Annotated in this window: 27 protein-coding genes; 17 read left to right on the forward strand and 10 right to left on the reverse strand. The window is 62.0% G+C overall.

Features of this window, described 5'->3' with window-relative positions; all coding sequences use genetic code 11:
- Window positions 1-8: 8 nt before the first annotated feature.
- From V9T28_RS19410 to V9T28_RS19420, 3 genes are all read right to left on the reverse strand, one after another.
- The gene (locus V9T28_RS19410) at window positions 9-590 is read right to left on the reverse strand and encodes a cytochrome b (RefSeq protein WP_116401609.1); all 582 of its coding nucleotides are present in this window, start codon (window positions 588-590) and stop codon (window positions 9-11) included.
- Window positions 587-1,174, reverse strand: a complete 588-nt coding sequence (locus V9T28_RS19415; protein WP_116401610.1) for a YceI family protein — start codon at window positions 1,172-1,174, stop codon at window positions 587-589. Before V9T28_RS19415 ends, V9T28_RS19410 begins: the two co-directional genes overlap by 4 nt.
- Before the next feature lie 128 nt (window positions 1,175-1,302).
- The gene (locus tag V9T28_RS19420) at window positions 1,303-2,190 is read right to left on the reverse strand and encodes a LysR family transcriptional regulator (RefSeq protein ID WP_116401611.1); all 888 of its coding nucleotides are present in this window, start codon (window positions 2,188-2,190) and stop codon (window positions 1,303-1,305) included.
- Window positions 2,191-2,313: 123 nt separating this feature from the next.
- On the opposite strand from V9T28_RS19420, the gene V9T28_RS19425 reads away from it, so the two are divergent.
- From V9T28_RS19425 to mmsB, 5 genes are all read left to right on the forward strand, one after another.
- Window positions 2,314-3,375 (forward strand): NAD(P)H-dependent flavin oxidoreductase, encoded by a 1,062-nt coding sequence (locus V9T28_RS19425; RefSeq protein WP_116401612.1) that lies wholly within the window; start codon window positions 2,314-2,316, stop codon window positions 3,373-3,375.
- A gap of 32 nt (window positions 3,376-3,407) precedes the next feature.
- The gene (locus V9T28_RS19430) at window positions 3,408-4,904 is read left to right on the forward strand and encodes a CoA-acylating methylmalonate-semialdehyde dehydrogenase (protein WP_116401613.1); all 1,497 of its coding nucleotides are present in this window, start codon (window positions 3,408-3,410) and stop codon (window positions 4,902-4,904) included.
- Window positions 4,905-5,015: 111 nt separating this feature from the next.
- Entirely contained in the window at window positions 5,016-5,246 is a 231-nt protein-coding gene (locus tag V9T28_RS19435) for a FitA-like ribbon-helix-helix domain-containing protein (RefSeq protein ID WP_147306465.1), read from the forward strand.
- Window positions 5,243-5,668 (forward strand): type II toxin-antitoxin system VapC family toxin, encoded by a 426-nt coding sequence (locus V9T28_RS19440; protein WP_116401615.1) that lies wholly within the window; start codon window positions 5,243-5,245, stop codon window positions 5,666-5,668. Before V9T28_RS19435 ends, V9T28_RS19440 begins: the two co-directional genes overlap by 4 nt.
- Before the next feature lie 65 nt (window positions 5,669-5,733).
- Window positions 5,734-6,615, forward strand: a complete 882-nt coding sequence (gene mmsB / locus V9T28_RS19445; protein WP_116401616.1) for a 3-hydroxyisobutyrate dehydrogenase — start codon at window positions 5,734-5,736, stop codon at window positions 6,613-6,615.
- Window positions 6,616-6,735: 120 nt separating this feature from the next.
- On the opposite strand, the gene V9T28_RS19450 is transcribed toward mmsB, so the two are convergent.
- On the reverse strand, window positions 6,736-7,605 hold the full coding sequence (locus V9T28_RS19450) for a helix-turn-helix transcriptional regulator (RefSeq protein ID WP_245424148.1): 870 nt from the start codon (window positions 7,603-7,605) through the stop codon (window positions 6,736-6,738).
- A 217-nt stretch (window positions 7,606-7,822) separates the two neighbouring features.
- On the opposite strand from V9T28_RS19450, the gene V9T28_RS19455 reads away from it, so the two are divergent.
- The 7 genes from V9T28_RS19455 (at window position 7,823) to V9T28_RS19485 (ending at window position 15,104) form a co-directional block, all read left to right on the forward strand.
- Window positions 7,823-9,052 (forward strand): MFS transporter, encoded by a 1,230-nt coding sequence (locus V9T28_RS19455; RefSeq protein ID WP_158554833.1) that lies wholly within the window; start codon window positions 7,823-7,825, stop codon window positions 9,050-9,052.
- 252 nt (window positions 9,053-9,304) lie between these two features.
- Window positions 9,305-9,781, forward strand: a complete 477-nt coding sequence (locus V9T28_RS19460; RefSeq protein WP_158554834.1) for a DUF2852 domain-containing protein — start codon at window positions 9,305-9,307, stop codon at window positions 9,779-9,781.
- 358 nt (window positions 9,782-10,139) lie between these two features.
- Entirely contained in the window at window positions 10,140-11,087 is a 948-nt protein-coding gene (locus V9T28_RS19465; protein WP_116401620.1) for a Tim44 domain-containing protein, read from the forward strand.
- A 121-nt stretch (window positions 11,088-11,208) separates the two neighbouring features.
- On the forward strand, window positions 11,209-12,375 hold the full coding sequence (locus V9T28_RS19470) for a WD40 repeat domain-containing protein (protein WP_158554835.1): 1,167 nt from the start codon (window positions 11,209-11,211) through the stop codon (window positions 12,373-12,375).
- 93 nt (window positions 12,376-12,468) lie between these two features.
- Window positions 12,469-13,371, forward strand: a complete 903-nt coding sequence (locus V9T28_RS19475; RefSeq protein ID WP_116401622.1) for a helix-turn-helix domain-containing protein — start codon at window positions 12,469-12,471, stop codon at window positions 13,369-13,371.
- A gap of 159 nt (window positions 13,372-13,530) precedes the next feature.
- Complete coding sequence (locus V9T28_RS19480; RefSeq protein WP_147306466.1) at window positions 13,531-14,259, forward strand: hypothetical protein; 729 nt, start codon at window positions 13,531-13,533, stop codon at window positions 14,257-14,259.
- 62 nt (window positions 14,260-14,321) lie between these two features.
- Window positions 14,322-15,104, forward strand: coding sequence for an L-iditol 2-dehydrogenase (locus V9T28_RS19485; RefSeq protein ID WP_116401746.1), 783 nt, complete (start codon window positions 14,322-14,324; stop codon window positions 15,102-15,104).
- 66 nt (window positions 15,105-15,170) lie between these two features.
- On the opposite strand, the gene V9T28_RS19490 is transcribed toward V9T28_RS19485, so the two are convergent.
- On the reverse strand, window positions 15,171-16,397 hold the full coding sequence (locus tag V9T28_RS19490) for a cytochrome P450 (RefSeq protein ID WP_116401624.1): 1,227 nt from the start codon (window positions 16,395-16,397) through the stop codon (window positions 15,171-15,173).
- Window positions 16,397-17,854, reverse strand: a complete 1,458-nt coding sequence (locus V9T28_RS19495; protein ID WP_116401625.1) for an amidase — start codon at window positions 17,852-17,854, stop codon at window positions 16,397-16,399. Before V9T28_RS19495 ends, V9T28_RS19490 begins: the two co-directional genes overlap by 1 nt.
- Window positions 17,855-17,999: 145 nt before the next feature.
- Here V9T28_RS19495 and V9T28_RS19500 point away from each other — a divergent pair, with 145 nt between their 5' ends.
- Window positions 18,000-18,707 (forward strand): HAD family hydrolase, encoded by a 708-nt coding sequence (locus tag V9T28_RS19500; protein ID WP_116401626.1) that lies wholly within the window; start codon window positions 18,000-18,002, stop codon window positions 18,705-18,707.
- On the opposite strand, the gene V9T28_RS19505 is transcribed toward V9T28_RS19500, so the two are convergent.
- Complete coding sequence (locus V9T28_RS19505; RefSeq protein WP_116401627.1) at window positions 18,647-19,171, reverse strand: MarR family winged helix-turn-helix transcriptional regulator; 525 nt, start codon at window positions 19,169-19,171, stop codon at window positions 18,647-18,649. The two genes, V9T28_RS19500 and V9T28_RS19505, sit on opposite strands and share 61 nt — an antisense overlap.
- Before the next feature lie 214 nt (window positions 19,172-19,385).
- Here V9T28_RS19505 and V9T28_RS19510 point away from each other — a divergent pair, with 214 nt between their 5' ends.
- A complete protein-coding gene (locus tag V9T28_RS19510; protein ID WP_116401628.1) occupies window positions 19,386-20,162 on the forward strand; it encodes a DUF1499 domain-containing protein in 777 nt (258 codons plus the stop codon).
- A 411-nt stretch (window positions 20,163-20,573) separates the two neighbouring features.
- A complete protein-coding gene (locus V9T28_RS19515) occupies window positions 20,574-21,557 on the forward strand; it encodes a complex I NDUFA9 subunit family protein (RefSeq protein WP_245424149.1) in 984 nt (327 codons plus the stop codon).
- A 33-nt stretch (window positions 21,558-21,590) separates the two neighbouring features.
- Here V9T28_RS19515 and pyrF read toward each other — a convergent pair whose 3' ends face one another.
- Complete coding sequence (gene pyrF, locus V9T28_RS19520; RefSeq protein ID WP_116401630.1) at window positions 21,591-22,310, reverse strand: orotidine-5'-phosphate decarboxylase; 720 nt, start codon at window positions 22,308-22,310, stop codon at window positions 21,591-21,593.
- Window positions 22,311-22,457: 147 nt separating this feature from the next.
- Window positions 22,458-23,234, reverse strand: a complete 777-nt coding sequence (locus tag V9T28_RS19525) for a class I SAM-dependent methyltransferase (RefSeq protein ID WP_116401631.1) — start codon at window positions 23,232-23,234, stop codon at window positions 22,458-22,460.
- 209 nt (window positions 23,235-23,443) lie between these two features.
- On the opposite strand from V9T28_RS19525, the gene V9T28_RS19530 reads away from it, so the two are divergent.
- Both V9T28_RS19530 and V9T28_RS19535 read left to right on the forward strand, forming a co-directional pair.
- Window positions 23,444-24,598, forward strand: a complete 1,155-nt coding sequence (locus V9T28_RS19530; protein ID WP_116401632.1) for an aminotransferase — start codon at window positions 23,444-23,446, stop codon at window positions 24,596-24,598.
- Between the two features lie 35 nt (window positions 24,599-24,633).
- Entirely contained in the window at window positions 24,634-25,818 is a 1,185-nt protein-coding gene (locus V9T28_RS19535) for an extracellular solute-binding protein (RefSeq protein WP_158554836.1), read from the forward strand.
- 130 nt (window positions 25,819-25,948) lie between these two features.
- On the opposite strand, the gene V9T28_RS19540 is transcribed toward V9T28_RS19535, so the two are convergent.
- Window positions 25,949-26,299: a RidA family protein gene (locus tag V9T28_RS19540; protein WP_116401747.1), complete on the reverse strand. Its 351-nt coding sequence runs from the start codon at window positions 26,297-26,299 to the stop codon at window positions 25,949-25,951.
- Window positions 26,300-26,339 lie beyond the last annotated feature (40 nt).

A 26,339-nucleotide genomic window follows, 5' to 3' on the forward strand; every position in this document is an offset into this window, starting at 1 on the left:
CTGGCCCCCTAAAAGGGCAGCATTTGCCGCAAGATGTCGTCGCGGTCCCAGAAATGGTGTTTGAGCGCCGCGAGCACATGGACGACGAGCAGCCCGATGAAAAGATAGGCGAGGCGATGGTGGAGCGCCTTCATCGCCTCCGACAACGCGTAATCGGGCGCGACGAGATTGGGCACATGAACGCCGTCGAAAAGCTCGATCGGCAAGGGCAGCGGCGAGGATGAAATCATCACATAGCCGGTGACACCCATCGCAAACGACAGGCCATAGATCAGAACATGCGCGATGCGGCTCGCATGATGCTCGAAGGCGCTCATTGTCGCTGGATGGGCTGGCGCGTGCGTGAAGATGCGGCACAAGGCGCGCAGGGCCGTGAGCGCGAAGACGAAAGCGCCGATCGTTTTATGCCATTGGTAGAGTTCGAACTTGCGCCCCGGCTCCTGTTCAATCTGCACCATATAAAGACCAAGGCCCAGCATGAACAGAATGAGCGCGGCGAGCAGCCAGTGCAACCCGCGCATGACAAGCGGCCAGCGCTGCTGCATCAATGATGCTTCGTTCGCCGGCAGAATTTGACGATCATAATTCACTCCGCCAGCGCCTCGGTCGTGACAACAAGATCGACATCATTACTGATCGCCGGGAAGCCGGCACTCATGTTGAACTCCAGCCGGTGCACGATGCCGGTCGCGCGGAAATCGACTTTCGAGTCCGAATTGCCGTTCCGATTCACATCGACTTCGATGACGACCGGATGGGTGACGCCGCGCAAGGTCAGATCGCCCGTCACTTGCGCATGGTGTTCGTTGACCTTTTCCACATGGGTCGAGGTGAAGGTGATGACCGGATAACGCGCTACATCGAAAAACGCATCGGTGCGCAGATAATCGTTGAACGAGGACGAACCGACATCGACCGATTTGGCCGCGACCTGAAACGCCACATGGCTCGCGGCGGGATGGTCGAAATCGATCGCGATCTTACCGTTGAAGTCCTTGAACTGCCCCTTCGTCCGCGGCCAGCCGACGCCGTCGACGACGAAGCCGATGTTGGTATGCGCGGGATCGATCCGCCAGTTGCGCGCTCCGCTCGGATAAGCGGGCGTCACGAACCCGACGCAAACGAGACATGTGAGCAACTTCGCGCGATGCCGAACCGGCAAGAGAACGAACATGACAGGCTCCCTATATACCAAAGCCGAACCGAGAGGACGAATGAGGTCAAAGGCTATCGACGATTGAGACTCGACTCCCTGCAGGTTGCGCACAGAATCCGCATGTTTTCATGGCAAAAATGCACACCTCACGCAGGTGTGAAGAGCGCGCGCGCTGCCCGCACCTCCTGCACGATGAAATCCGAAACGGTTTTCACGCGCATGAGATCGCGCGTGTCGGCATGGCTCACCAGCCAATAGGTGCGGCCGAAGACGACATCGGGCAGGACCACCTGCAGCGCGGGATCGCGCCAGGAGGCGTAATCGTGCAACACGCCGAGCCCGGCGCCGGCCGCGACCGCCGAGGCCTGGCCGAGCGCGGAGGCGCATTCGAAGCGGCGATATTGCGGCGCGAACAATTGCGGCATGAAGTTGAGCGCCGGCGAGAACAGAATGTCCTGGACATAGGTGACGAGCGTATGGGCGCTCAAGTCGTCAAGAGTGCGCGGCGGCGCATGGTTCGCGAGATAGGATTTGGCGGCGTAAAAATGCAACGTGTAATCGGCAAGTTTACGCACCGCGAGCCGGCCTTCCTCGGGCCGGTCGATCACGATGGCGATATCCGCCTCGCGTTTCGACAGGGAGAAGGTGCGCGGCACCGGCACGAGTTGCAGAGTAAGGCTCGGGTGCCGGGCCATCAATTTGGCGATCTGCCTGGTCAGAAACAGCGTGCCGAAGCCGTCCGGCGCGCCGATGCGCACCGTGCCGGAGATGCTGACGTCGGAGGCCGATAGGTCGGCCTGAATGCGCAGCATCTCCGCTTCCATCCGCTCGGCGGCGGCCAGAAGCTGCTCGCCGGCAGGGGTGAGGAAACAGCCCATCGGCCGCCGGTCGAAGAGTTTTGCCCCCAATTGCTGCTCGAACGCGCCGACGCGGCGGCTGACCGTCGCATGATCGACCCGCAACTGGCGCGCGGCCGCCAGAAATTGCCCGGCGCGGGCGACGGCCAGAAACACGCGGGCATTGTCCCAGTCCATAGGCACTCGCATTTTTGCACAACGGAAGCGTGATTTTGGCGGTTGCTGTGTAAGAAGACAAGTTTTATCGATGGAGCAGCAAAGGAAAGCGACCGTCCTGGCCGCGGATCAAGGGAGTGCGACATGCTGAACGAGCTGACCATTCCGATCGTTCAAGGCCCGATGCTCGGCGCCTCAACGCCTGCCCTCGCCGTTGCCGTCTCCAATGCCGGCGGTCTCGGATCGCTCGCCGCCTCCGGCCTTGACGGCGCGAAATTGCGCGAAGCCATCGCCGCCATGCGTGCTGGCACGAAAAAGCCCTTCCTCGTCAACCTCTTCGCACAGAATCCGGCCCATCCAGAGCCGGAGGACGTGAAGCGGGCGATCGAGCGGCTGGCCCCCTGGCGCGCGCGCTACGGCCTCGCGCCGCAAAATGCGCCTGCGCAATGGGCTCAGGATTTCGCGGCGCAGTTCGCAGTTTTGGTCGAAGAAGCCCCGCCTGCCGCGAGCTTCACCTTCGGCTGCCTGACGCGCGAACAGGCACAGGCCTTGCGCGCCAAAGGCACCTATCTCATCGGCACGGCAACGACGGTGGCCGAAGCGCGTGCCTGGCTAGCGGTCGGCGCTGACGCGATCTGCGCCTCGGGCTTTGAATCGGGTGGCCACCGCGGGTCGTTTCTCGCGCCACAGGAAGACAGCCTCATCGGCACGATTTCGCTCACCCGCACCATCCGCGCCGCTGTCGATGTGCCGGTGATCGCGGCGGGCGGCATCACCGACGGTCGGGCGATCGCCGCCGCGCTGAATCTTGGTGCCAATGCGGTGCAAATCGGCACGGCCTATCTGCTCAGCGACGAAGCGTCGGTGAGTGCGCCGTGGCAAAAGGCGCTCGAAGAGGCGGGCGATGACCCGACCGAGCTTACCCGCGTGATTTCGGGCCGCTATGCGCGCGGCATCACCAACGAATTCATGCGTAAGCTGAAACCGATCGAGTGGGAAATCCCCGCCTATCCGGTGCAGAATGCTCTCACCCAAGAGCTGCGCGCCGCAGCGGCGAAGGCCGGCTCACCCGATGTGCTGTCGCTCTGGGCCGGACAAAGTGTAAAATTCATCAAGCGCGGCAAAGCTGCCGACATTACGCACGACCTTTGGCGCGAGGCGCAGGAGACTCTGTCGGCGACCGCACAGAAATGGGCCCAGGCCTGAACTGATCACATCTTAACGGAGAGGAAAACGACATGAAGGAACTCACCCATTTCATCGGCGGCAAACATGTGAAGGGCACGTCGGGCCGCTTCACGGACGCCTATGAGCCGATGACCGGCGACACGGTTTCGAAAGTGCCGCTCGCGTCGAAAGAAGAAGTCCGCGCGGCGGTGGAAAATGCCAAGGCGGCCCAGCCGGGCTGGGCGGCGGTCAACCCGCAGCGCCGCGCCCGCGTGTTCATGAAATTCCTGGAACTCGCCGCCAAGCACAATGACGAACTCGCAGAGATGTTGGCGCGCGAACACGGCAAGACCATCCCCGATGCCAAGGGCGACATTCAGCGCGGCATTGAAGTGATCGAATTCTGCCTCGGCATTCCGCATCTGCTGAAGGGCGAATTCACCGACTCCGCCGGCTCCAACATCGACATTTACTCGATGCGCCAGCCGCTCGGCGTCGTCGCCGGCATCACACCCTTCAACTTCCCGGCGATGATCCCGCTGTGGAAGGCCGGACCGGCCATCGCCTGCGGCAATGCCTTCATTCTGAAGCCGTCGGAGCGCGATGCCTCGGTGCCGCTGCGCCTTGCCGAACTCTTCCTCGAAGCCGGCCTGCCGCCGGGCATCTTCAATGTGGTGAACGGCGACAAGGAAGCGGTCGATGCGATTCTCGACGATGCCGACATCAAGGCCGTCGGCTTCGTCGGCTCAACGCCAATCGCCGAATATATTTACACCCGCGGCTGCGCCAACGGCAAGCGCGTGCAATGTTTCGGCGGCGCCAAGAACCACATGGTGGTGATGCCCGATGCCGATATGAAGCAGACGGTCGATGCGCTGATCGGCGCCGGCTACGGCTCTGCCGGCGAGCGCTGCATGGCGATTTCGGTCGCCGTGCCAGTCGGCGAAGACACGGCCAACGAATTGATCAAACATCTGATCCCGCGCGTTGAAAGCCTCAAGATCGGCCCGAGTACCGACTTGGCCGCCGATTATGGTCCGGTGGTGACCAAGGCCGCGCTCGAGAAGATCAAGGGCTATGTCGATATCGGCATCAACGAAGGCGCGAAGCTCGTCGTCGACGGCCGCGGCTTCAAAATGCAGGGCTACGAGAACGGCTTCTATCTCGGCGGCTGCCTGTTCGACAATGTCACGAAAGACATGCGCATCTACAAGGAAGAGATCTTCGGCCCCGTCCTCTCGGTCCTGCGCGCCAAGACCTATAACGAAGCCCTGAGCCTGTGCAACGACCACGAATACGGCAACGGCGTCGCGATCTTCACGCGCGACGGCGACACGGCACGCGACTTTGCCAGCAAGGTGCAGGTCGGCATGGTGGGCGTGAACCTGCCGATCCCGGTGCCGCTCGCCTATTACACGTTCGGCGGCTGGAAGCGTTCGGGCTTCGGCGATCTCAACCAGCACGGTCCCGATTCGATCCGGTTCTATACCAAGACGAAAACGGTAACGGCGCGCTGGCCGTCCGGCATCAAGGAAGGCGCGAACTTCTCGATCCCGACCATGTCGTGATCAACGAAGCCCGGCTGAAAACAGCCGGGCTTTTTTTAACGCCCGAAATGAGGAAAAGGTCGACGGCCGACGAAAACATTGCTATCATTTTTGATAGCAATGGAGAGGAAGATGGGCCAGATCCTCGTTCGCAATCTCTCAGACGATACGATCGCCAGTTTCAAGCGCCGAGCCAAAATGAAAGGCACGTCGCTCGAACAGGAGATTCGCGAGCTGATTGAGCAGAATGCTGATTTGTTGCCGGAGGAAAAGCTTGCGATCGCTCTACGGATACAAGCTATGACGCCTCCAGGTCCAAAGACGGATGTCGTGCAGCTTTTGCGTGAGGATCGTGACCGTTGACGTCGCTCGTTGTTGATGCCTCGGTCGCCTATCACTGGTTTGCAAAAGAGGCCTGGTCCGATGAGGCGAACAACCTGCTGCGCGCGAAGCCCGACATTGCCGCGCCCGATCTCATACTCGCCGAGATCGCCAACGTAGTTTGGAAAAAGCTACGCCGTGGCGAAATCACGGACGATCAGGCAGAGGATGCGGTCGTCGAATTGCGTCGGTTTGTCTCCGAGCTTGTCCCGGTGGCACAAATTATCCGGCCGGCCTTCGCGCTTGCCTGCTCACTGAATCACTCAGTCTATGATTGCCTGTATCTTGAACTCGCACGCCAAAGGAATGACCCCTTCGTCACACTTGACGAAGCACTCATTGCAAAAGTTACGCGGGCAAGAGTCAAGATTTCGATTCTTCATCTATCTGATTGGAAGCCATAGATGGCGCGCAATCCGGTAGAGCTGCATACAATCTTCCGGCACTAGGACAATTTCGGAGCACCTCCATGAGCAAAATCGCATTCATCGGTCTTGGCCATATGGGTGGCCCGATGGCGGCCAATTTGGTGAAGGCGGGACGGGACGTGCACGGCTTCGATCTCGTGCCGGCGCTGCGCGATGCCGCTGCCGCGGATGCCGTCAAGATCGCGCCGACCGCCGCGGATGCGGTGCGCGACGCCGACATCGTCATCACCATGCTGCCGGCCGGCAAGCATGTGTTGAGCGTGTGGCAGGAGATTTTATCGCTCGCCAAGACAGGCGCGCTGTTCATCGATTCCTCCACCATCGATGTGGAAAGCGCGCACAAGGCGCACGAACTCGCGCAGCAAGCGGGCGTCGCCAGTGTCGACGCGCCGGTCTCGGGCGGCACGGGCGGCGCGAAGGCGGGCACGCTGACTTTCATGTGCGGTGGTGCGGATGCCGCGTTTGCGTCGGCGCGGCCGGTGCTCGAGCACATGGGCAAAAAAATCGTTCACTGCGGCGGCGCGGGCGCCGGTCAGGCGGCGAAGATCTGCAACAACATGATCCTGGGTGCGACCATGATCGCAACCGCCGAAGCCTTCGTGCTAGCGGAAAAACTTGGCCTGTCGCATCAGGCATTGTTCGACGTTGCCTCCACCTCCTCGGGCCAATCGTGGTCGCTCACCAACTATTGCCCGGTGCCCGGACCGGTCCCAGCCTCGCCCGCCAACAATGATTACAAACCGGGCTTTGCCGCAGCGCTGATGCTGAAGGATTTGAAACTCTCGCAGCAAGCCGCCGCCAGCAGCGGCGCCGCGACGCCGATGGGCGCCACCGCCGCGCAGCTCTATGCGCTGTTCAATGCGGCGGGCCACGCGGACGACGATTTTTCCGGCATCATCCGATTCCTGCGCGGCGAGGGATGAAGATACTGGCCCGCGACTTAGAGGACCGCGACCGTCTCGGTCGCAATGCAATCTTCTGTGTTTTGGCCACATGCGACCGGGACGGTCGCGGTCCTCTAAGTCACAGTCCAGATCAGTGGCTCAATCCCAGCCGATTCCGGCCGCAATCTTGTTCAGCGCCGCGCGCCCCTCGTCATCGAGGGGCACATAGATGCTCATGCGCAAGCCATCGCGCGGGGCCGACCACCAGTTCCTTTGCTGCAATCGATACTCGCCGCATTTCGGATGATAGAAACGCTTGATCAGATTTTCGACATTGCACACCTGATTGCGCTCCCAAAGCTCCGTGAACACAGGCGACAGGCTGGTGTAGCGCGCGAACAATTTGCGCCAATGGGGCTCATCCATGCGGCCGGTCATCGCCGAGCGCAGCACGGCGACCATGCGCGCGAGCGAGTCCTCGTAATCGGGCATGGAACGCCGCCAGTTCGGGTCAACGAACGCGAGATAGATGCAATTGCGATCTTCCGGCGCCAGGGCCGCCAGATTCACGTTCGTGACTCGGCCATAGGACTCGTTGAAGCCAAGAATGTCGTAGGACGCCGTCACGATATACGCCGGGAACGGATTCATCTGATCCAGCATGAATTGCATGTCGGGCGTCAGCTCCGCGTCCGCAGGAGCCTTTGGCCGATAAAGCCCGGCGAGAATGAACAGATGCTGCTTTTCCGCCGGCGTGCATTGCAGGGCGTCGGCGATCGCCTCCAACGTGCGGGCCGATACTTGGATCGGGCGACCCTGTTCCAATTTCGTGTACCAGGTGACGCCGATCTGCGCGAGCTGGGCGACCTCCTCCCGGCGCAGCCCTGGCGTGCGCGTGCGGCCATAGCGCGGCAGGCCCACGCGCTGGTAGCTTAGGCTCTCGCGCCGCGCGCGCAGAAAGGCACCCAATTGCTGGGCATTGTCGAGCGAAATGGTGGTTTTGGGCTGGGTAGGAAGGAATTGGGCCAAGCGAAACGCTCCGCTGTTTTGATCGCGCCAGGGTAGACTTAGCAAGCTGACAGGCTGTACCAAGCCTAGGCTAAGCAAAATCTTGTACGCGGCTAGCATAGCGCCCTATTTCCATCACCGAAACCATTTCTGCCCGCACGCAACTCGGGGCCTGCCTTGAGTTGAGCATTTTAAAATGTCGCGAATCCGAACTTGTCCGGGTTCGCAAGGAGCAAGCATGCGCAAGATTACTGAAGAAAATGCCGGATTTGGCACGTTCATCGCCTTTTCCTGCCTGCCCTTGTCCGGCATGACCACCGACGTCTATCTGCCCTCGCTGCCCGCCATGAGCAGCGCCTTCCACACGTCGCCTTCCGTCACGCAATTGAGCCTGACCTTCTTCATGATCGGCATCGGCGTGACGCAATTCTTCATCGGCAACGTGCTTGACAGTTTCGGTCGCTACCGCACCGGCGTCGTCGCACTCTTTTTGTTCGTTCTGTCCAATGTCGCACTCATCTATAGCCCGAATATCTGGGTCGTGAATGTCCTGCGCCTGCTGCAGGGCGTGTGCGTCGGATCGGTCGTCGTGGGCAAACGGGCCTTCTTCGTCGACGTGTTTCAAGGCGACCGGCTGAAGGGTTTCCTGAGCTGGTTCACCATCGTCTGGTCGGCGGGCCCGATTCTGGCGCCGTTCCTTGGCGGTTATCTGCAAGAGGGCTTCGGCTGGCAGGCCAATTTCGTGTTTCTGGCCTTTTATGCCGGCGCGATTCTGGTGCTCGAACTGTTGTTCGGCGGCGAAAGTCTGCGGCACCGGCAGCGGTTTCACCTGCCCGCCATCGCCGAGCGCTACAGGACCATGCTGACCCACAGCGGCTTCATGCTCTCGGTGCTCAATCTGGTCCTGGCCTATTCGGCGATTTTCGTCTTCAGCCTCAGCGCACCCTTCATCATCGAGCACACATTGCAGCAAAGTCCGGTCGTCACCGGCTATGCCGCGCTCCTGATGGGTTTTGCCTGGATGGTCGGCGGCTTGATCGCCAAATCGCAGTTGCATCGCGGCTTGATCCAGAAACACGCCGTCATTGCCGCCGAAATGCTGGGCGTGGCGATCGTCATGCTGCTGATTTCGGTCGGGACGAGCAATCTCGTTACCCTGCTCCTCTGCTGCTTCCTCGTGCATGTGGCGGCGGGCGCCCTGTACAACATCTACTTCACCGAATGCCTGACCATGTTCCCGAAAAACGCCGGCCTCGCTAGCGGCCTGGCCGGAGGCTGCGCCTTCCTGCTCACGTCGGTGGCCAGCTACGGTGTGGTTGCGGCAATCGACGTGCGCGGCCAGGGGCAGCTCGCCCTCGCCTATCTCATCTTCGCCGCGCTGATCGCCGCGGCCTGGATGATGGGACGCATGATCATGGCCCGGCGCTGGGCTGGGACGCCGGTCGAGGCGCCGGCGAAAGGCGCCTGAAGCGGGTATAACTCAAAGCGGGGCCGCATCCGGCCCCGCTGACCGGCAAAAAATGCCGAGATTTAGCGGGCTCCCCTTGTGGGACGCCCGCTTTTTTGTGTGTCGTCACGACAGGTTAATAGAGCCCTCAGCACGCCTCTGCTCCCGCAAGACGACAAATTCTTGCCGGCCCCCCTTCTCAAATCTCAATGTTAATGTATATAACATTCACATTCGCTCGCCTGAAAGAGCGGATGGTAATGGAGCATGCACATGACTTTTGGTTCTTCCGCATCCGCTGATGACCAAGCTGGTCCGGCTCGCGCCTCGGAGCGCAACCGCATTTGCGGCCGTGGTGGATTCTTCCCGTTTGGCCTGGCGTTCATCGCGCTCGGTTTTCTGACCCATTGGTGGATCGCGCTGGTCGCCTTCCTCGGATACAAGATCTGGCGCCACCATGGCAGCGAGATCAGCGAGTTTGCCGGCACCCAGAATTGGCGCGGCCGCGGCTTCGGCCCCGATACTTGGCGCCAACATTGGAGCCGCACCGGCAATACCATTTTCGACGAATGGAAAGCCGCCGAAGTCGAGCGCCTCGAGGCGGAACGCCGCAAATTGGCAGAGGCCGAGCGCGATTTCGCCTTCTTCCTCGACCAATTGCGCCGGGCCAAGGACCGCGAGGAATTCGACCGCTTCATGGCCGCCCGCCGCGCGGCCGAGCAGCAGGGCAACGAACCGCCGAAACAATAACAGGACCGGGCGGGCGCGGGGCGCGCGCCCGACTGGACCGAAAAAGAGGCCAAACGCGGTTTGGCCTCTTTTTGACGTCGGCGCGACCGCCGCGGACCTAGAGCATGCCGTTTTTGGGCGGAGTCCACTGGACCGCGACCGTCCCGGTCGCATGTGGCGGCAGCACAGAAGATTGCATTGCGACCGGGACGGTCACGGTCTTTTAAGCACAGCCCGTCTCCCGGACATCGCCGCTGGGCTTCCATCTTAAAGTCCGCACGATGCGCGCGCCGCCGGCGTGCCGGCCCTCCCCTTTCAACACGCTGGTGCCATACTTACATTGTAGGTCCGGTTTTCAGCCGGGTTTCGGAGATTTGTCATGGTCTCGTCGTTGCTGTCTCGCCGCAAACTGGCCGCGATCGCGCTCGCAGGCGCGTTGGCACTCGCGCCGCAATTGGCGGATGCCAAGATGGGCGGCGGCGGCAGCTTTGGCAGCCGCGGCTCGTTCACCTACCGCCCGCCGCCGGTCACCAATACGGCGCCGCGCACGGCCTCGCCGTTCGACCGCTCCATCACGCCCTCACCCAATCAGTCGCTTCTACGGCCGAATGTTAGCACGACAGGCAACCGCGGATTGTTTGGCGGCGCTTTCGGGCGCGGCCTGCTCGGCGGTCTGATCGGCGCCGGGCTGTTCGGATTGTTGACCGGCAACGGCTTTTTCGGTGGCATCGGCTCGCTGATGTCCCTCATCGGCCTCATGCTGCAAATCGGTCTGATCTTCCTGGTCGGGCGTTGGCTCTTGCGGCGGATGGGCGTGTTGGCGCCCGCATCGGCGGCCTATGGCGGCGGATCTGGTTTTCAGCCACCGCCCAGCATGGCGCCAAGCTTCGGCCAGTCGCCGCCGACGATCACGCCGCTCGCCATTCAGCCGGCGGATTACCAGACCTTCGAGCGCCTGCTGCATGATGTGCAGGCCGCCTATACCGATGAGGACAAGACCCGGCTGTTCCGCCTGACGACGCCGGAAGTCGCCGGCTATCTCGGCGCGGAGATCGATGCCAATGCGTCGCACGGCCAGACCAACCGCTTGACCGGCGTGCAACTGCTGCAAGGCGATCTTGCCGAAGCCTGGCGCGAAGGTCCGGTCGACTACGCAAGCGTCGCCATGCGCTTTGCCAATATCGATGTGATGGTCGACCGCGCCACCGGCCGCGTCCTCTCGGGCGACCCGCGCATGCCGGCGGAATCGACCGAGGTGTGGACGTTCCGCCGCCCCGCCAATGCAGGCCCAAGCGCCTGGACGCTCTCGGCGGTGCAGCAAGCCTAGACCACCTTGCCCAGTGCCCCGTCGTGGGGATGGGGCGAGAGCGAGCGCGCTTCTTGAAAGGTCTTGGGCAAGGGGTCTGCCAATTTTGCAACGGAACCCGCCGCCGCGACTTGTGGCGCGCTTGACCACGTGCGACATTTTCGACCGTGCTGGGCTTCATCCGACGAATGTCGGCAAAAGCTTCTTCGTCTTGCGCCAGCAGGTTCGGGGGGTTGCTATGCGAGCAGGGACCTATGTGTTCGTTGGTGCGCTCTGCGCCTTTTTGAGCATGGGCCAGGGCCTCGCGGCGGATTATTGCGACCAGCAACCGAGCGAGATTGCGAAAGCCCGGTGCCGGGCGACGGGGACCAGCCGCAACATTCCCGAGGACATTGCCCGCGCCGAGGCTGGTGCGACCCACATCAGTTGGGTCTATTGGGCCGCGCCATCGCCGGATGGATCGCTACTCGCTAGCGCGGGTAAGGACCAGACCGTTAAGCTGTGGGATTTCGCCTCCGGCAAATTCATCCGCAATCTCGGCAAACATGACGGTTGGGTCCGGCGCGTCGCGTTCCGCAAGGACGGCAAAGCAGTTTACGCCATTGCCGACAACGAGGGGTTGAGTGAACTCGACGTCGACACTGGTAAGACCCTGCGTACGGCGCCGCTACCGCCCGGTGCAAACAAGGAATGGTTCGACATGAGGCTTTCGCCCGATGGCCGTTTTCTCGCGCTGACGAGCCTTGAACGAGGCGTGCAGCTCTGGGACGTGGACAAATGGGCGCCTGACCGCCGCTTGGCAGACAACGAGTATATTAGCCGGATTGTCTTTTCTCCGACCAGCAGCGCCCTGGTCGCTGCCGGCGAAAAGTATCTCACCATCTGGAACCCGCTCGACGGCGACCCCTCCCAGATCCCGATCCCGGAGGAAGTCGCCGCACTGGCTTTTTCGCCCGACGGTTCAAAACTCATTCTGGGCGGCGAGGAGACCGTCGAGATTTGGGATCTCGGGTCTGGCAAATTGGAGACGTCTTTTCCGACCAAGGAGCTGCCGAAAATCTTCGACCTGGCGATGACTCCGGACAATTCGATCGTGATTACTTGCACCGACGCGCCCGCCGCTTTCGACGCGAAGTCTGGAAAGCTGTTGAAGGTTTTCGGCGAGATGACTGACAATTGCCACTCCGTGGCAATCACCAAGGACGGTAAGTTCGCGGTGACCAGCCACATGGGATCGGATATCCGCGTTTGGGACATAGCCACCGGGACACTGACCCGCCGGTTCGGCGAGGCGGTCGTCCAGCCTTAGGCGCACGGCAGCCGTGGCGTACTGGTTCGGCGATGGAATCGTGCCGCCAATTTGATATCGTTGCGAGCGATAAGTGGCCATGAAATCCGCAAGATGACCCAATCCAACAACAAGATCGAAGACGTTGGGCGGAAAGCGCGCCAACCCGTCCTGGAGCCAATCGTTCCCTTGCCGTCGGAGTGCTTCATTTGGCGTTGCGATGACTATCCATTGCCTTGGGCCGTGTGGAACACCCACCCCGAATGCGAGATCCATCTGATCAACAATGCTGAGGGGATCTGTTACGTCGGAGATCATATCGGTACTTTCAAACCTGGAGATCTCCTGTTCGTCGGACGAGATTTGCCGCACGATTGGGTCACCCCTCTTTCACCCGGAGAGACGATCGGGCAACGCGACACCTTGATCCAGTTTGACGAGGACAAGTTGCTTGTGGCGGCCGAAGTTCTGCCTGAACTGGGCTCTCTCAAAAAACTGACGCGACTAGGAAGGCGGGGGCTATCCTTTTACGGGCAAGCCCGACAGGAAGGCGCAGCTTTGATGACGATGGTTGGGAGAGCGCAAGGCTTGGAGCGTTTGTCGGTCTTTCTGAGCCTCCTTCATCTCCTTTCGACGACCAAGGAATACCGTCTTCTCTCGTCCGTCGACTTCAAACCCAATCCGGATCAGGCAGTCAACCAGGTCTTGCGAAGTGCTATCCAATACCTTGCCGCTCATTTTCACGAAGACGTCAAACTGTCGGACTTGGCTCGGCTTGCCGGTATGACGGAAACCTCATTTTCCCGGTTTTTCGCGAAAAACACTGGAAATACGTTCTCGCGTCACTTGACCGAAATAAGGACTGCCAAGGCCTGCGAATTGTTGGCTGAGACAAGCAGGCCCATCACCGATATCTGCTACGACGTAGGATATTTCAATCTTTCAAATTTCAATCGTGCTTTCAGGGCCTTACGCGGAATGTCGCCAAGCCGTTACAGACGCTTGGCCAGACCCTGAATCACGTGCGATACTTGATAAAACTTGTCCCAAGACGATGTGTTCCAGCCGCATAGTTGGGCCAGTTGGGACAAAATATCATCAGTTCAACGCAACTCAGGCGCTAGAAGCAAGTCCACGGCGATGACATGGTCCGCCCCAACAAGGGGAGGCATCGACATGGACATTCACGCGAATGGTCGCAGTTTGGCATCAGATGCGCGCACATCAGATGCATTCGCCAGCAAGCGAAAACAACAAATCTTGCATCTTCGCGAGCCCTCCTGGGAGACAAGCCGACTATCTCGAATCGCGCGCCACATCCAACAGACGAGCGCATTTTCCATCGTCAGCGGCGGTGCCATCTCACGTCGAGGAAATCGACGGCGAATGTCGGTGAGCTCGGCGCTGGCTGCGTGGCGTGAAATCGAAGCAACAGCTAATTCGGTGTGTCTTGGCTTGATCGCTGAGCCTGGGATGGCGGCCGCGGCAGTTTCCTGCATTCTCGCCGATGGTTGGAAGGGTGGCGCTTTACCCGGAGCGATCGCCTTGATCGGTTACGATCAACAGATCGTCTCAACGTGCCTCACAATTTGCACATGGTCTCAATCGCAAGGACAGAGCCAAAATCATACGCGCATGACCAAAGTTGGCCTGACCGATCCAGTCGCATTCGAATGGCCACCATTGGCGATCTTTATTGAGGCGGATGATCCATCCATAGCAGAATGCGCCCGCGCTTGTCGCAAATTGCGAGCGGCCAACGTTCCAATACGACTTGAGATCGTTGATCCGTTCTCTAATTCGCCGGCGGAAGACTTGACCGATGCGACGATCTCAGAATTTGTCTCCGAGGTCGACGCGTTCTTCGACGCACATCTGGCGGCAGATTTCCCGAAAATGCGCTAGCCAATCCATCGGCTCTTTCCCAGTGCAAATCAACAGACGTTCCAACCCAATGAGAAATGACGATGAACAACACGAAACGACTTCAGGATAAATGTGCACTCATCACGGGTGCAGCGCGCGGAATCGGTTTTGCATTCGCCAAGGCATATGTGGCCGAGGGCGCCAAAGTGGCGATCGGAGACATCGATATTGATCGCGCCACGCGAGCGGCGACCGAGATTGGCGAAGCAGCCATCGCGGTCCAAATGAATGTCACGAGCCAAGAGAGTATTGACGCTGCCGTAGCCGAAACGGTGCGCCGCCTCGGCCGTATCGATGTTCTCATCAACAATGCCGCGCTCTTCACTGCAGCCCCCATCGTCGAGATCGAACGGGCCGACTATGAACGGATCTTCAACGTCAACGTTTCAGGGCCGCTCTTCACGATGCAAGCAGTCGCTCGGCACATGATCGAGCGTGGCGGTGGCGGGAAGATCATCAATATGGCCTCCCAGGCGGGCCGCCGCGGCGAGCCCTTGGTCGCCGTCTATTGCGCGTCCAAGGCCGCGGTAATCAGCCTGACACAATCCGCCGGACTCAATCTCATCAAGCACGGGATCAATGTGAATGCGATTGCGCCCGGCGTGGTTGACGGAGAACATTGGGATGGTGTCGATGCCTTCTTTGCCAAATATGAGGGTAAGAAACCTGGCCAAAAGAAGCGCGAGGTCGGTGAAGCTGTCCCATTCGGGCGGATGGGCGTCGCGGAAGATCTTACCGGCATGGCTGTTTTCCTTGCCAGTGACGAAGCGCGGTACATCGTTGCGCAGTGCTACAATGTTGACGGAGGACAATGGATGAGCTGAGGACGGCCGCACGATGTACGCCCCTAAATCCTCTCCCCCGCAGGATAATCCTGCGGGGTCGCAAGCTCACCAGCGGCACATCAGCCGCTCCAGCCCGTGAAAGTGGTAGGTGTCACGATAGAGCGGCTGTTCACTCAGGCGCAATCCCGGCAGACGTTCGAACAGAATCGGCAGCGCCACCTGCATTTCGAGCCGCGCCAAAGGCGCGCCGATGCAGAAATGAATGCCCGCGCCGAACGCCGCATGCGCTTGCAGCGGACGCTGCGGATCGAAATGTTGCGGCTCGGCGAAACGGACGGGATCATGATTGGCCGCGCCGAGTAGAAGGCCGATTTTGTCGCCGCGTTTCAGCGTCACGCCGTTCAAGTCGATGTCGTCGAGCGCATAGCGCGTGAACATATGCAGCGGCGGATCGGCGCGCAGGATCTCCTCGACGGTCGCTTGGGTCGCCGCGCCGTCGGCAAAGAGCGCGCGCGGATCGCGCTGCGATTCAAGGATAAGTTTGATACCGTTACCGAGCCCATGCACGGTCGCCTCGTGTCCAGCGTTGAGCAACAGCATGCAGGTGGTGATCAGCTCGTCCTCGCTCAACGCATCGCCCGACGCTTCGGCCTGCAACAGCAACGTGATGAGATCGTCGCCCGGCTCCTGCCGCCGCGCCCGCGCGTAACGGCGCAGAAAATCCGCGAACTCTTCGGTTGCGGCCACGGCCGCATCCTCGATCGCGCGATCGCGGCGGAACTGATACATCGCGACCATTTTGTGCGACCAGTCCAGAAGCTGCGTCGTCATATCAACCGGCACGCCGAGCATTTGCGCAATCACGATCACCGGAATCGGCGTCGCGAAAGCCGCGAGCAGATCGGCTTCGCCTTGCGGCGCAAAGCCATCGATCAAGGCTTGCGCCAGCGCCGCGATCCGCGGGCGCAAACGTTCGACCTGGCGCGACACGAAGGCGCGATTGACCAGCAAGCGCAGCCGCGTATGCGCTGGCGGTTCGAGTTCCAGCAAAGAATGCTGCTCGACATCGTAGAACGGCTTCACGTGATCGGGCAGCGGCGGCCAGCCGAGTTCCGCGCGGCTCGCCACATGCAGGATTTGGCGGCCAAATCGTTTGTCGCGCAACAGCGCATTGACTTCGTCGAAATGCGGAAAACACCAGAAGCCATATTGCTCCCAGAAGAAGGCGCGCGTCTGCGCCTGCAGCGTGGCGTAAACTTTGTAAGGATCCTGCACGAAACCCGGTGTCGTCGGATCTAGATCGAAATGGCGTATCGCCGGATCGTACTGCATCACATCCCCAAGATAGGTGGGCGACGATAGCCGCCGGTCAGCTCTTCCAATAGGCCCACAACGGAAATCGCCGTGCGGTCCTCGAACGCACCGGCGATGATCTGCACGCCGCGCGGCAAGCCATCCGGCCCCAGCATCACGGGGGCCACGGCCGCGGGCAGATCGCCGCCCGTCGCGAGCGAAGACCATTTGAGAAAATCGAGATAGGGCGCCGGTTCGCCGTCAATGTTCAAGCGGCGCGTGCGATAGTCGGATTGGTCGTGCGGGATCGCGCCGACCGGCGCCGGCGGGCACAGCACCGCATCGTAATGTTTGAAGAAATCCGCCCAGCCGCGCCTGATCGTCGCGCGACGCGTGACGAGATCGGCATAGTCCTCCGCCGCCAGCCGCGCGCCGCGCGATTGCAGCGCGGGATGCGACAAATCGCCCTTCGCAAAGCTCTTCGCCTTCTCCGCCAGCTTGTCGCGCACCTTGTCGGGAAGGCCGAACGCCACGAGCGCGTGATTGAGGACCGCATAGACCTCATAGGCTTCCGCGAAGGAAAAGGCCGGCCGCGCGGCGGGATCGACGATGGCCCCCGCCCCTTCGAGCAGCCCGGCCGCGTCGCGCACCGCCTCCGCGACCAAGCGATCCACCGGCGCCAAGGGCTCATCGAGCCAGAGGGCGACGCGCAGGCCCTTTGCCGAGCTCGTGCGCGCCGGCGCGAAGGGCTCGGCCGGCACATGCGGATCGCGCGGGCCGGCGATCACATCGAGCATCAGGCCGAGATCGGCAGCGGAACGGGCGATCGGTCCGGCAACCGTCAGCTCGGGATTGCGCGGCGAGCGGTAACCGGGCGGCGGCGGCACATGGCCGAAGGTTGAGACGAGATCCCAGGTGGTCTTGAGGCCGAACAAGCCGCAGGCATGGGCGGGCCAACGGATCGAGCCGCCAAGATCGGAGCCAAGTTCCAAGGCGCTCATGCCGGTGGCGACGGCCGCCACCGCACCGCCGGACGAACCGCCAGGCGAGCGTGCCAAATCCCACGGATTGTTGGTAGTGCCGTAAATCGCGTTGTAGGCCTGAAAATCCCCGGAATAGAGGGGGACATTGGTCTTGCCGAAAATGACCGCGCCCGCTTGCCGCAACCGCGCCACGGCGCTCGCATCGTGCTCGGGCACGCGGTGCTGCAGCGCTGGTGCACCGGCTGTCGCGATCATGCCGGCCACATCATAGGCATCCTTGATCGTCATCGGCAGCCCTTCGAGCGCCCGGGCCTCGCCGCGCGCGAGGCGTGCGTCCGATTCATCGGCGGCGGCCTTGGCGCCGGTGAGATCGGTCTGCACGATGGCATTGAGCTGCGGATTGATCGTGGCCATTCGCGCCAGCGTCAGGTCGAGCAACTCGCGCGCGCCGATGTCGCGCGCCAGCAGCTTTTGCCGCAGCACCGACGCAGGCAGGGTCAAAAGATCGGTCATGACAGCCTATGATTCGAAGCGTTGAAATGTCTGGCGCAGGCTGGCGCGGGCGGGAATAAAATGCAATTCATGCCGTTTGTCTTCGCACAATGCCGCGTCGGTTGAGGCGCTTGCCCCCGATCTTCAGCCTTTCAGGAGTCCAAGTTTGTCCCTCGCCGCTATTCTGTTCGACAAAGACGGTACCTTGATCGACTTTCACAAGACCTTCGGCCCGGCAGGCGAGCGCGTGATCGAACGGCTCAGCGCCGACCCGGCGATCCAGGACAGGCTGGCAGCTTCCCTCGGTTACGATCGCGAGACGCAGCGCTTTCTGCCGGACGCGGCCTTCGTCGCCGGAACGACGGACAGCTTCGGGCCGCCGCTCGCCGCCATCCTGGGGCGCGACGATTTGGCGCAATTCTTCAATGAGCTTGACGGCCTGTTCCACCAGGAAAGCCTGGCCTCCATCGCGCCGATCGGCATCCCGGCCGAGGTGATTGATGCGCTCAAGACGCGCGGCATCCGGGTCGGCATCGCCACCAACGACGCGGAAAAATCCGCCCGGGCGCAGGCTGCGGCTCTCGGCCTGATGGCGCATATCGACTTTATCGCCGGCTACGATTCGGGCCATGGCGGCAAGCCGGAACCCGGCATGGTGCTGGCCTTCGCCGAAAAATTCGGCGTCCCGCCTCAGCAAGTGGGGCTTGTGGGGGATTCCTTGCACGACCTCCATGCCGCTAGGGCCGCCGGCGGCGTCGCGATCGCTGTCCTCACCGGCCCGGCGAGCCGCGACGAACTCGCGCCCCATGCCGATTATGTCTTGGACAATATCGGCGCCTTGCCGGCCCTGATCGACAGTTTGGCGGCGCGCTGAGCATCCTCGAGGTCGGTATCCTTTGCCGCGCGGGCGAAATCGCGCGCCCCGATGATTAGCCGTTCGAAATCGAGCAATTGCTGCGAGCTCATCCGCCCGAGGGTTTCGGCAATGAATTGCCTTTGCACATCAATGCCTTGCTCCGCCATGCGGCGGCCCGCCTCGGTGAGATAGATGGCGTAGGAGCGCCGGTCCGAGGCGATGTTGCGCCGCTCGACCAACCCCGCGGCAGCGAGCCGATCGACAAGACCGGAAATATTGCCCTTGGTGACATAGAGCCGCTCAGCGAGATGCTGCTGGCTGATGCCTTCCTGTTCCGTCAGGGTGGTCAGAACGTCGCACTGCGGCACCGATATGCCGATCACCTTGAGCCGTTCCGCTACAAGCCCGGTCAGGCGTGCCTGCAAACGCAAAAGGCGAAACCAAACCCGCAATGCATCGGCGGAAGTCAAATCAGAATTCATTAGGCCCTCGGCAATTTTAGGTGAACCTTAATCATGCGAAGGCCTTAGCGCAACTCACGCTATGGCGGTTCGGCGGCTGACACGCTAGGCTGCGACGCCGCGCCGCGCGTGGCAGAAGATTGACGGCAGGTGACGTGAGGCGGATGCGACGCAGCGACAACATAAGCCTGAGCCCTGGCGGCACGACGGCAAACGCGACGCCGGATGAGGCGTGATGCGGCGCGTCATCCTGGAAGAACCCGTCTCCCGCGCCGCCCTTTGGAGCCGTCGCCTTGCGGTTTTCGCGCTCGGACTGATGCTTGCCGCCATCGTCTTGAGCCGGCTCAATTGGGCCGAACCGCCGGCGGCGCTGGCGGTTTTGGGTGCTGGGCTCGCGATCGCCGGAGCCGCCATCGGTGCGGCCATGATCGCGGCGGTCGTGATCTGGCGGACGGGCCACGGCGGCATCGGCGCCGCTGTGAGCGGCGCCCTGCTCGCCCTCATCATCTGCGGCTACCCAGCCTATCTCGGCCTTGCCGCCTACCGATCGCCGAAGCTCGATGACATTTCCACCGATCTGGCCAATCCGCCGGCCTTTTTGCGCACCAGCAAGGCGCTGAAAGCCCGCAACGACTATGTGCCGCCGGAAATTGCTCCCGAAGCGCGCAGCGCGCAGGCTACCGCCTACCCACTCATCCAGCCGATCGTACTCGATCTCGAACCGAAAGAGACGCTGCCCTTGGTGATCAAGAGCCTGATGGCGCTGAAATGGCGGGTGATCGACCAGGAATTGCCGAGCGCGCGCTCGGACACGACGCGGATCGACGCCCTGGCGCACTCGCTGATCATGAATTTTCCGCAGGATCTCGCGATCCGCATTCGCCCGCTCGGCACCGGCACACGCATCGATTTGCGGGCGGTTTCGCGGCTTGGCCCCTATGACGCAGGGGCGGGCGCCGGGCTGATCCGCAAATTCGTCGATCAATTGCAAACGCAGCTCGAAGCGCGATAGAATCGTGCTAGGGTCGAAGCTCAATCATGGACGGTGTCTGGATGAGGTCAAAAATGGTCATATGCAAGGAGCATTGCGCGGCCGGTACGTCCGTACCGGCAAGCATTGCGACGCGGCAGATGACCATTTTTCACCTCACCGCACCCAAACCGGGTATACCCGGTTTGGGCGTCTTTAGATGGTTCAACTTGGGCAAGCCCAAGTTGAACTGCGGCGCGGCGAATTTGACCGACTGCGACGTCGACGGTCCTAGCGGGACAGACGTCCCGCGTCGGCCCGTCTCCTGGCATTCGGTCAATTTGGCCGCGTCCAGATATCGTCCATGATTGAGCTTCGACCCTAATCCCCATTGCTCGACAAGGTCCTTTTGGCTATGGGTTGGCTTGAAACAACCACGACGGGATGAGGCGGATGAATCAACTGGTCACGGTCTTTGGCGGCTCCGGATTCGTCGGCCGTCATGTGGTGCGGGCATTGATCAAACGCGGCTGGCGCGTGCGTGTCGCCGTCCGGCGCCCGGATCTCGCCTTTCATTTGCAGCCGATCGGCCGGGTCGGCCAGATCCAGGCGGTCCAATCCAATTTGCGTTATCCGGCATCGGTGGCGGCGGCCCTGCAGGGCGCCGATGCGGCCATCAATCTCGTCGGCATCGGGGCTTCGCGCGGGCGACAGAATTTCGAGGCCGTGCACGTCTTCGGCGCCCGCGCCGTGGCGCGCGCCGTCGCGGCGGCCGGGATCAGCCATTTCGTCCATATGTCGGCCTTGGGTGCCGATGCCGCCTCCGACTCCGCTTACGCCGCCAGCAAGGCGCGCGGCGAAGAGGCCGTCAAGGAAGCCGTGCCGCAGGCGACGATCGTCCGCCCGAGCTTCATTTTCGGCCCCGAGGACACGTTCTTCAATCGCCATGCCGCCATGGCGCGATTGATGCCGGTGCTGCCCCTTATCGGCGCCGAGAGCCGCTCTCAGCCGGTCTTTGCCGGCGATGTCGCCGAAGCGATCGCCAAGGCGGTCAGCGGCGAGGCGAAAACCGGCGTGACCTACGAACTCGGCGGGCCGGAAGTGAAGACCGGCCGCGAGATCGTGGAATTCGTTTGCGCGGCCACCGGCCGCAAGCGGGTGCTCCTGCCCCTGTCGCCCACTGCCGCCAGCCTCCTCGCGCGCGTGACCGAAATCGGCAAAACGGCCTCGCTCGGCCTGCTGCCCGATACGTTCTATGTCACCGGCGATCAGGTAAAGATGCTGCAGCGCGACAATCTCGTGTCGGCGACAGCGGCGGCGGAAGGCCGCACCCTCGAGGGCCTGAGCCTGCAACCATCGTCGATCGAATCGATCGTGCCGTCCTACCTCGTCCGCTTCCGCAAGACCGGACAATTCGATCACACCAGGATCGCGTAAGCGGCGGCCCGACGGCCGCCTCTCCGTCCCAGCTCAACGCAGCGCGCCGGCGATCTCCTCGGTGATCGCCTGGGCGGCGCGCCATGGGTCGGCGCTTTGCGTCACCGGGCGGCCGATGACCAGATGGTCGGCGCCGGCGCGAATGGCAGCCGCTGGAGTCACGACCCGCTTTTGATCACCGACCGCATCGCCGGCCGGCCGGATCCCTGGCGTAACCAGCAGCATCTCCGGCCCGACGAGGGCGCGCATCGCCGCCACTTCCTCGGCGGAGAGAATGAGCCCTTCGATGCCGATCTCGCGCGCCTGGAGCGCCCGGCGCGCGACGAGATCACTGACGCCGAGGGCATAACCCGCTTCGCTCAAGTCCGCGTCGTCATAGGAGGTCATGACCGTCACGGCGAGGATCTTGGTGTTCGAGCCGAGAAGCGCCTTGCGCGCCGCCCGCATCGTCTGCGGATAGGCGTGCACGGTGAGAAGCGACGCGCCGATCTGTCCGACCTGGGCAGCGGCCCGCTCCACCGTATTGGGAATGTCGTGCAATTTCAGGTCGAGAAACACCTGCTTGCCGGCCGCGATCAGCCGCTCGGCGAGGCCAAGCCCGCCGCCATAGGCGAGTTCGAGGCCGATCTTGTAGAACACCACGCTGTCGCCCAGCGTCTCGACCATCTTCTCGGCCTGGCCCACGCTCGAAAAATCGAGCGCCACGATCATGCGGTCGCGCGGCAGATTGGCGAGGGCGGTTTCAGCGAGCATGGCGGTCTCCCGGAACGAAGGCAGAAGGCGGCTGCAATAAAACCCGGCGGCACGTGACGCATCTCGCGTGAACCGCCGGTGGCGCACGAACCGCGCAGCTTCTGACAGATGAAATCCCGCTTTCCCTAAATGCTGGCGGCGGATTTGTCACCGCCTGATGCGCCGCTCCCGCAACTTTTGCGTGCATTCATGCCATTCGGCGCGCAGGCGCTCGCGATGGCCGCGCAGCCTGTCCACCAGCGGCGTTTCGTCGTCGTTCGCGAAACCGAGCGGCCCGTCGCCCTGGCGATAGGTCCAGACCCGCGCCGGCGGCAGGTTCATCCACACCGGCTTCGACCCCTCCGCCAGCATGCCGGTGACGGGGCGGCCGTTGAAGCGGCGCGGCATCGGCGAATGCAGGCCATAGGTGAATTGCACGAACGCGCCATCCGCCTGCATCAACGCGAAAGCGTCGGCAAGCAGCGCCAGGCGCGCCCGCTCCGGCGTGTTGAGCAGCGGCAGGCCCGACACGACGGCGGCGGCCGGCGCGTCGACAAGGCCGTCGAGGGTTTGGGCGAGATTATAGGCATCGCCGCGGATCACTTGCGCCTGCGGAAAGCGCGTTCGCAAAAGCTCGCAAAAGGTCGCGTCATATTCGACGAGAATGAGCCGCTCCGGCGCAATACCGCGCCGCAGCAACGCCTCGGTGATCGGGCCCGTACCGGGACCAAGCTCGATGATGGGGCCCGCCAGCGCCGGATCCACCCGCGCGGCGATAGCGTCGGCCAAGACCGCGCTCGAGGGCGACACCGCGCCGGTCAGGCGCGGATTTTCCAGCAATGTGCGGATGAAGCGGGCCTCGTCGGCCCATTTTGCAACCCATTCCTTGCCCTTTTGACGACGGGACAAAGGTTGCGACTGAGACGAGTCAAAACGCAACGGCACGCGGACTCCTTAACAAGAATGTGACAAGCTTAGCGCAAAGAAAGGGATGTGGCAAAAATTAAGTCCTGCTCGGTCGTGGTTGCCCATTTCACCGCGCCCGCAACTTCGATTGCCGACGTTGGGCATTCTTTGATGCATCCCCTCCAATTTGAGTCCTGGCCCTAAACTGATGTAAGAAATGTTCCTCTTTGCACACGCGGACTCCATCGATGAATCCAGTCTTTGCCGATTTGCCCGTCACGATTTTCGAAGCCATGTCGCGGATCGCGCGTGAAACCGGCGCGATCAATCTGGGCCAAGGCTTTCCCGATGATCCGGGCCCGGAAGACGTGCGGCAAAAGGCAGCAGAGGCAACTCTGCACGGCTACAATCAATATCCGCCGATGATGGGCATCCCGGAGCTGCGCCAGGCGATCGCGGCGCATTACAAAAGATTCCAGGGGCTCGATCTTAATCCCGACACGGAAGTGATGGTGACTTCGGGCGCGACCGAAGCGCTGGCCGGCGCCCTCCTCGCGTTACTGAAACCCGGCGACGAAGTGGTGCTGTTCCAACCCATGTATGATGCCTATCTGCCGCTGGTGCAACTCGCCGGCGGCACGGCGAAATTCGTGACTTTGCAGCCGCCGCGCTGGCGCTTCACGGAAGAAGATCTTGCCGCCGCATTCTCGCCGCGCACCAAGGCAGTGGTCTTCAACACGCCGCTCAACCCGTGCGGCGTCGTTTACGATGAGGCCGATCTCGCGCTGCTCGCCAAATTCTGCGTGCAATATGATGCCGTCGCGATCTGCGACGAAGTGTGGGAGCATCTGGTGTTCGACGGCCGCAGCCATCGTACGATGATGGCGCAGCCCGGCATGCGCGAGCGCACCGTCAAGATCGGCTCGGCCGGCAAGATCTTCTCGCTGACGGGATGGAAGGTCGGCCTCGTTGCAGCCTGTCCGGCGCTGATGCGGGCGCTGGGCAAGGCGCATCAATTCCTCACCTTCACCACGCCACCGAATCTGCAAAGCGCGGTCGCTTACGGGCTTGGCAAAGAGACGAGCTATTTCACCGACATGCGTCGCGACTTCGCGCGCAGCCGCGACCGATTGACGGAAGGCCTGCGCACCAATGGTTTCACCGTTCTGCCGAGCGAAGGCACCTATTTCGTCACGGTCGACATCGCGCCGCTCGGACACAATGATGACGTCGCGTTTTGCGAAACGTTGGCGCGCCAGTTTGGCGTCGTGGCTATTCCCGTCTCGGCCTTCTATGCGCAGGATGCGGTACGCCATATCGTACGCTTCTGCTTTGCCAAGAAGGATGCGACGCTCGATGCGGCACTCGAGAAATTGCAGCGCGTGACGCGCGACGCCGCATGAGACAAGCGGCGAACGGCACGCACGCGGAGACGCGAATGCTGCCGCGCCGCGGCTTCGCGCTGTGGCGCAGGGCTTTCCGCAACATCGGCGCGGCGATACTTGCCTCGGCTCCGCTTCTCGCATCGGCGCAGGACTTCGCGCCCAAGCCGACGCTGCTGCCGCGCCGCACCGTGCATATCCTCGCCTGGGCGGACTATTTCGATCCCGCCATGCTCGCGCGTTTCGAGCGCGAGACGCAAATCCAGCCGGTGTACGATACCTATTCCTCCGGCGAAGCGCTCGACACCCTGCTCGCGAAGGATGCGACTTACGACGTCATCGTGCTCGGTGCGCCGCAACTCGCCCATGCCTTGAGCTCGAAGCAATTGCAGCCGCTCGCATCCGGCGAGATCACCGCGACAAATGCCGCGCTGCCCGAGCTTGCACAGAAGCTCGCCGGCATCGACCCCGGCCATCAATATGGGCTACCCTACCAATGGTTCGTCACCGGCCTCGCCTACCGCGACGATGCCGACGCGAAAGGCCTGCGCGCGCCCGCACCGATCTCGTTCGACGCATTGACCCGGTTCGATCTCGTGGGCCGCTACATCGGCTGCGGCATACAAATTCCCGATGCGCCGGACGAGGTGATGAGCGTGTTGCTGTTGAACCAAAAGGGCGCCGCGACGGCCGGCACATTGGCGAATGTGACGCGGCTCATGCCCGAGTTGCACCATGTGCGCAGCCTGGCCAAATATGTGTCGTCATCCGATCTTGCCGTCAATCTCGCCAATGGCGACGTGTGCCTGGCGCTCGCCAACGGCACGGATGTGGCGCTCGCGCGCGCCCATGAGGCGGAAGCCGGCGCGGACGAGCATATCCGGTTTCTCATCCCGCCCGGCACTGCACCCGTCTCGATCGACAGCCTCGCGATCGCGCGGAGCGCACCGCACCGCGCCGAAGCCTATGCGCTGCTGAACTTTTTGCTGAGAGGCGATGTCGCGGCGAAAAACAGCGCCGCCAGCGGCCTTGCGAGCGCGCTTGTTGCCGCGCAGGGCAGCAACGACGCAAGCCTTACGCCATCCGCCGAGGTCTTGCGCAAATTGCCGCTGATGCCGGTCATCGAGCCTGCAGCGCAGGATTATCTTGCGCATGAATGGGCGAAGATGAAGGTGGGCGTGCCCGCAGCAACGCCCGCCGGCCAGAAAGTCTTACGCAAGCCGGATAAGACGCAGCATTGACTGGTGTCGCAGCTGCGCCCGTCGCTTAGAGTGATTTTCCGATTCTGAAAGAATGGAAAATCACTCTAAGCTTTTATCTTTGTCGCATTTTCTTAACCGAAAAGTCGAACAGCTTTTCTGGAAAATGCTCTTAGAGCGCCGCGATCACCGCGATCTCGACCGTATATTGCGGCGCCGCGAGCTTGGCCTCGACCGTGGCGCGTGCGGGCGTGTTGCCCGGCGAGACCCACGAATCCCACACCGCGTTCAGCTCGGGAAACGTCTTCATGTCGGCGAGCCAGATGTTGGCCGACAGGAGCTTGGTCTTATCGGTGCCGGCCTCCTTCAGGAGCGCGTCGATGATGCCCAAGATCTCTGTCGTCTGCTGCATCACGCCCTGGCCGGCGGTCGTATCGGCGACCTGGCCGGCGAGGTAGACCGTATTGCCATGCACCACCGCCTTGCTCATGCGGGGGCCGGTGCCGATGCGCTTGATCGTCATGCTCGTCTCTTTCATGGGAAGAATCCAATCTCTCAATCTG

Source organism: Methylovirgula sp. 4M-Z18 (assembly GCF_037890675.1).
Taxonomy (GTDB): domain Bacteria; phylum Pseudomonadota; class Alphaproteobacteria; order Rhizobiales; family Beijerinckiaceae; genus 4M-Z18.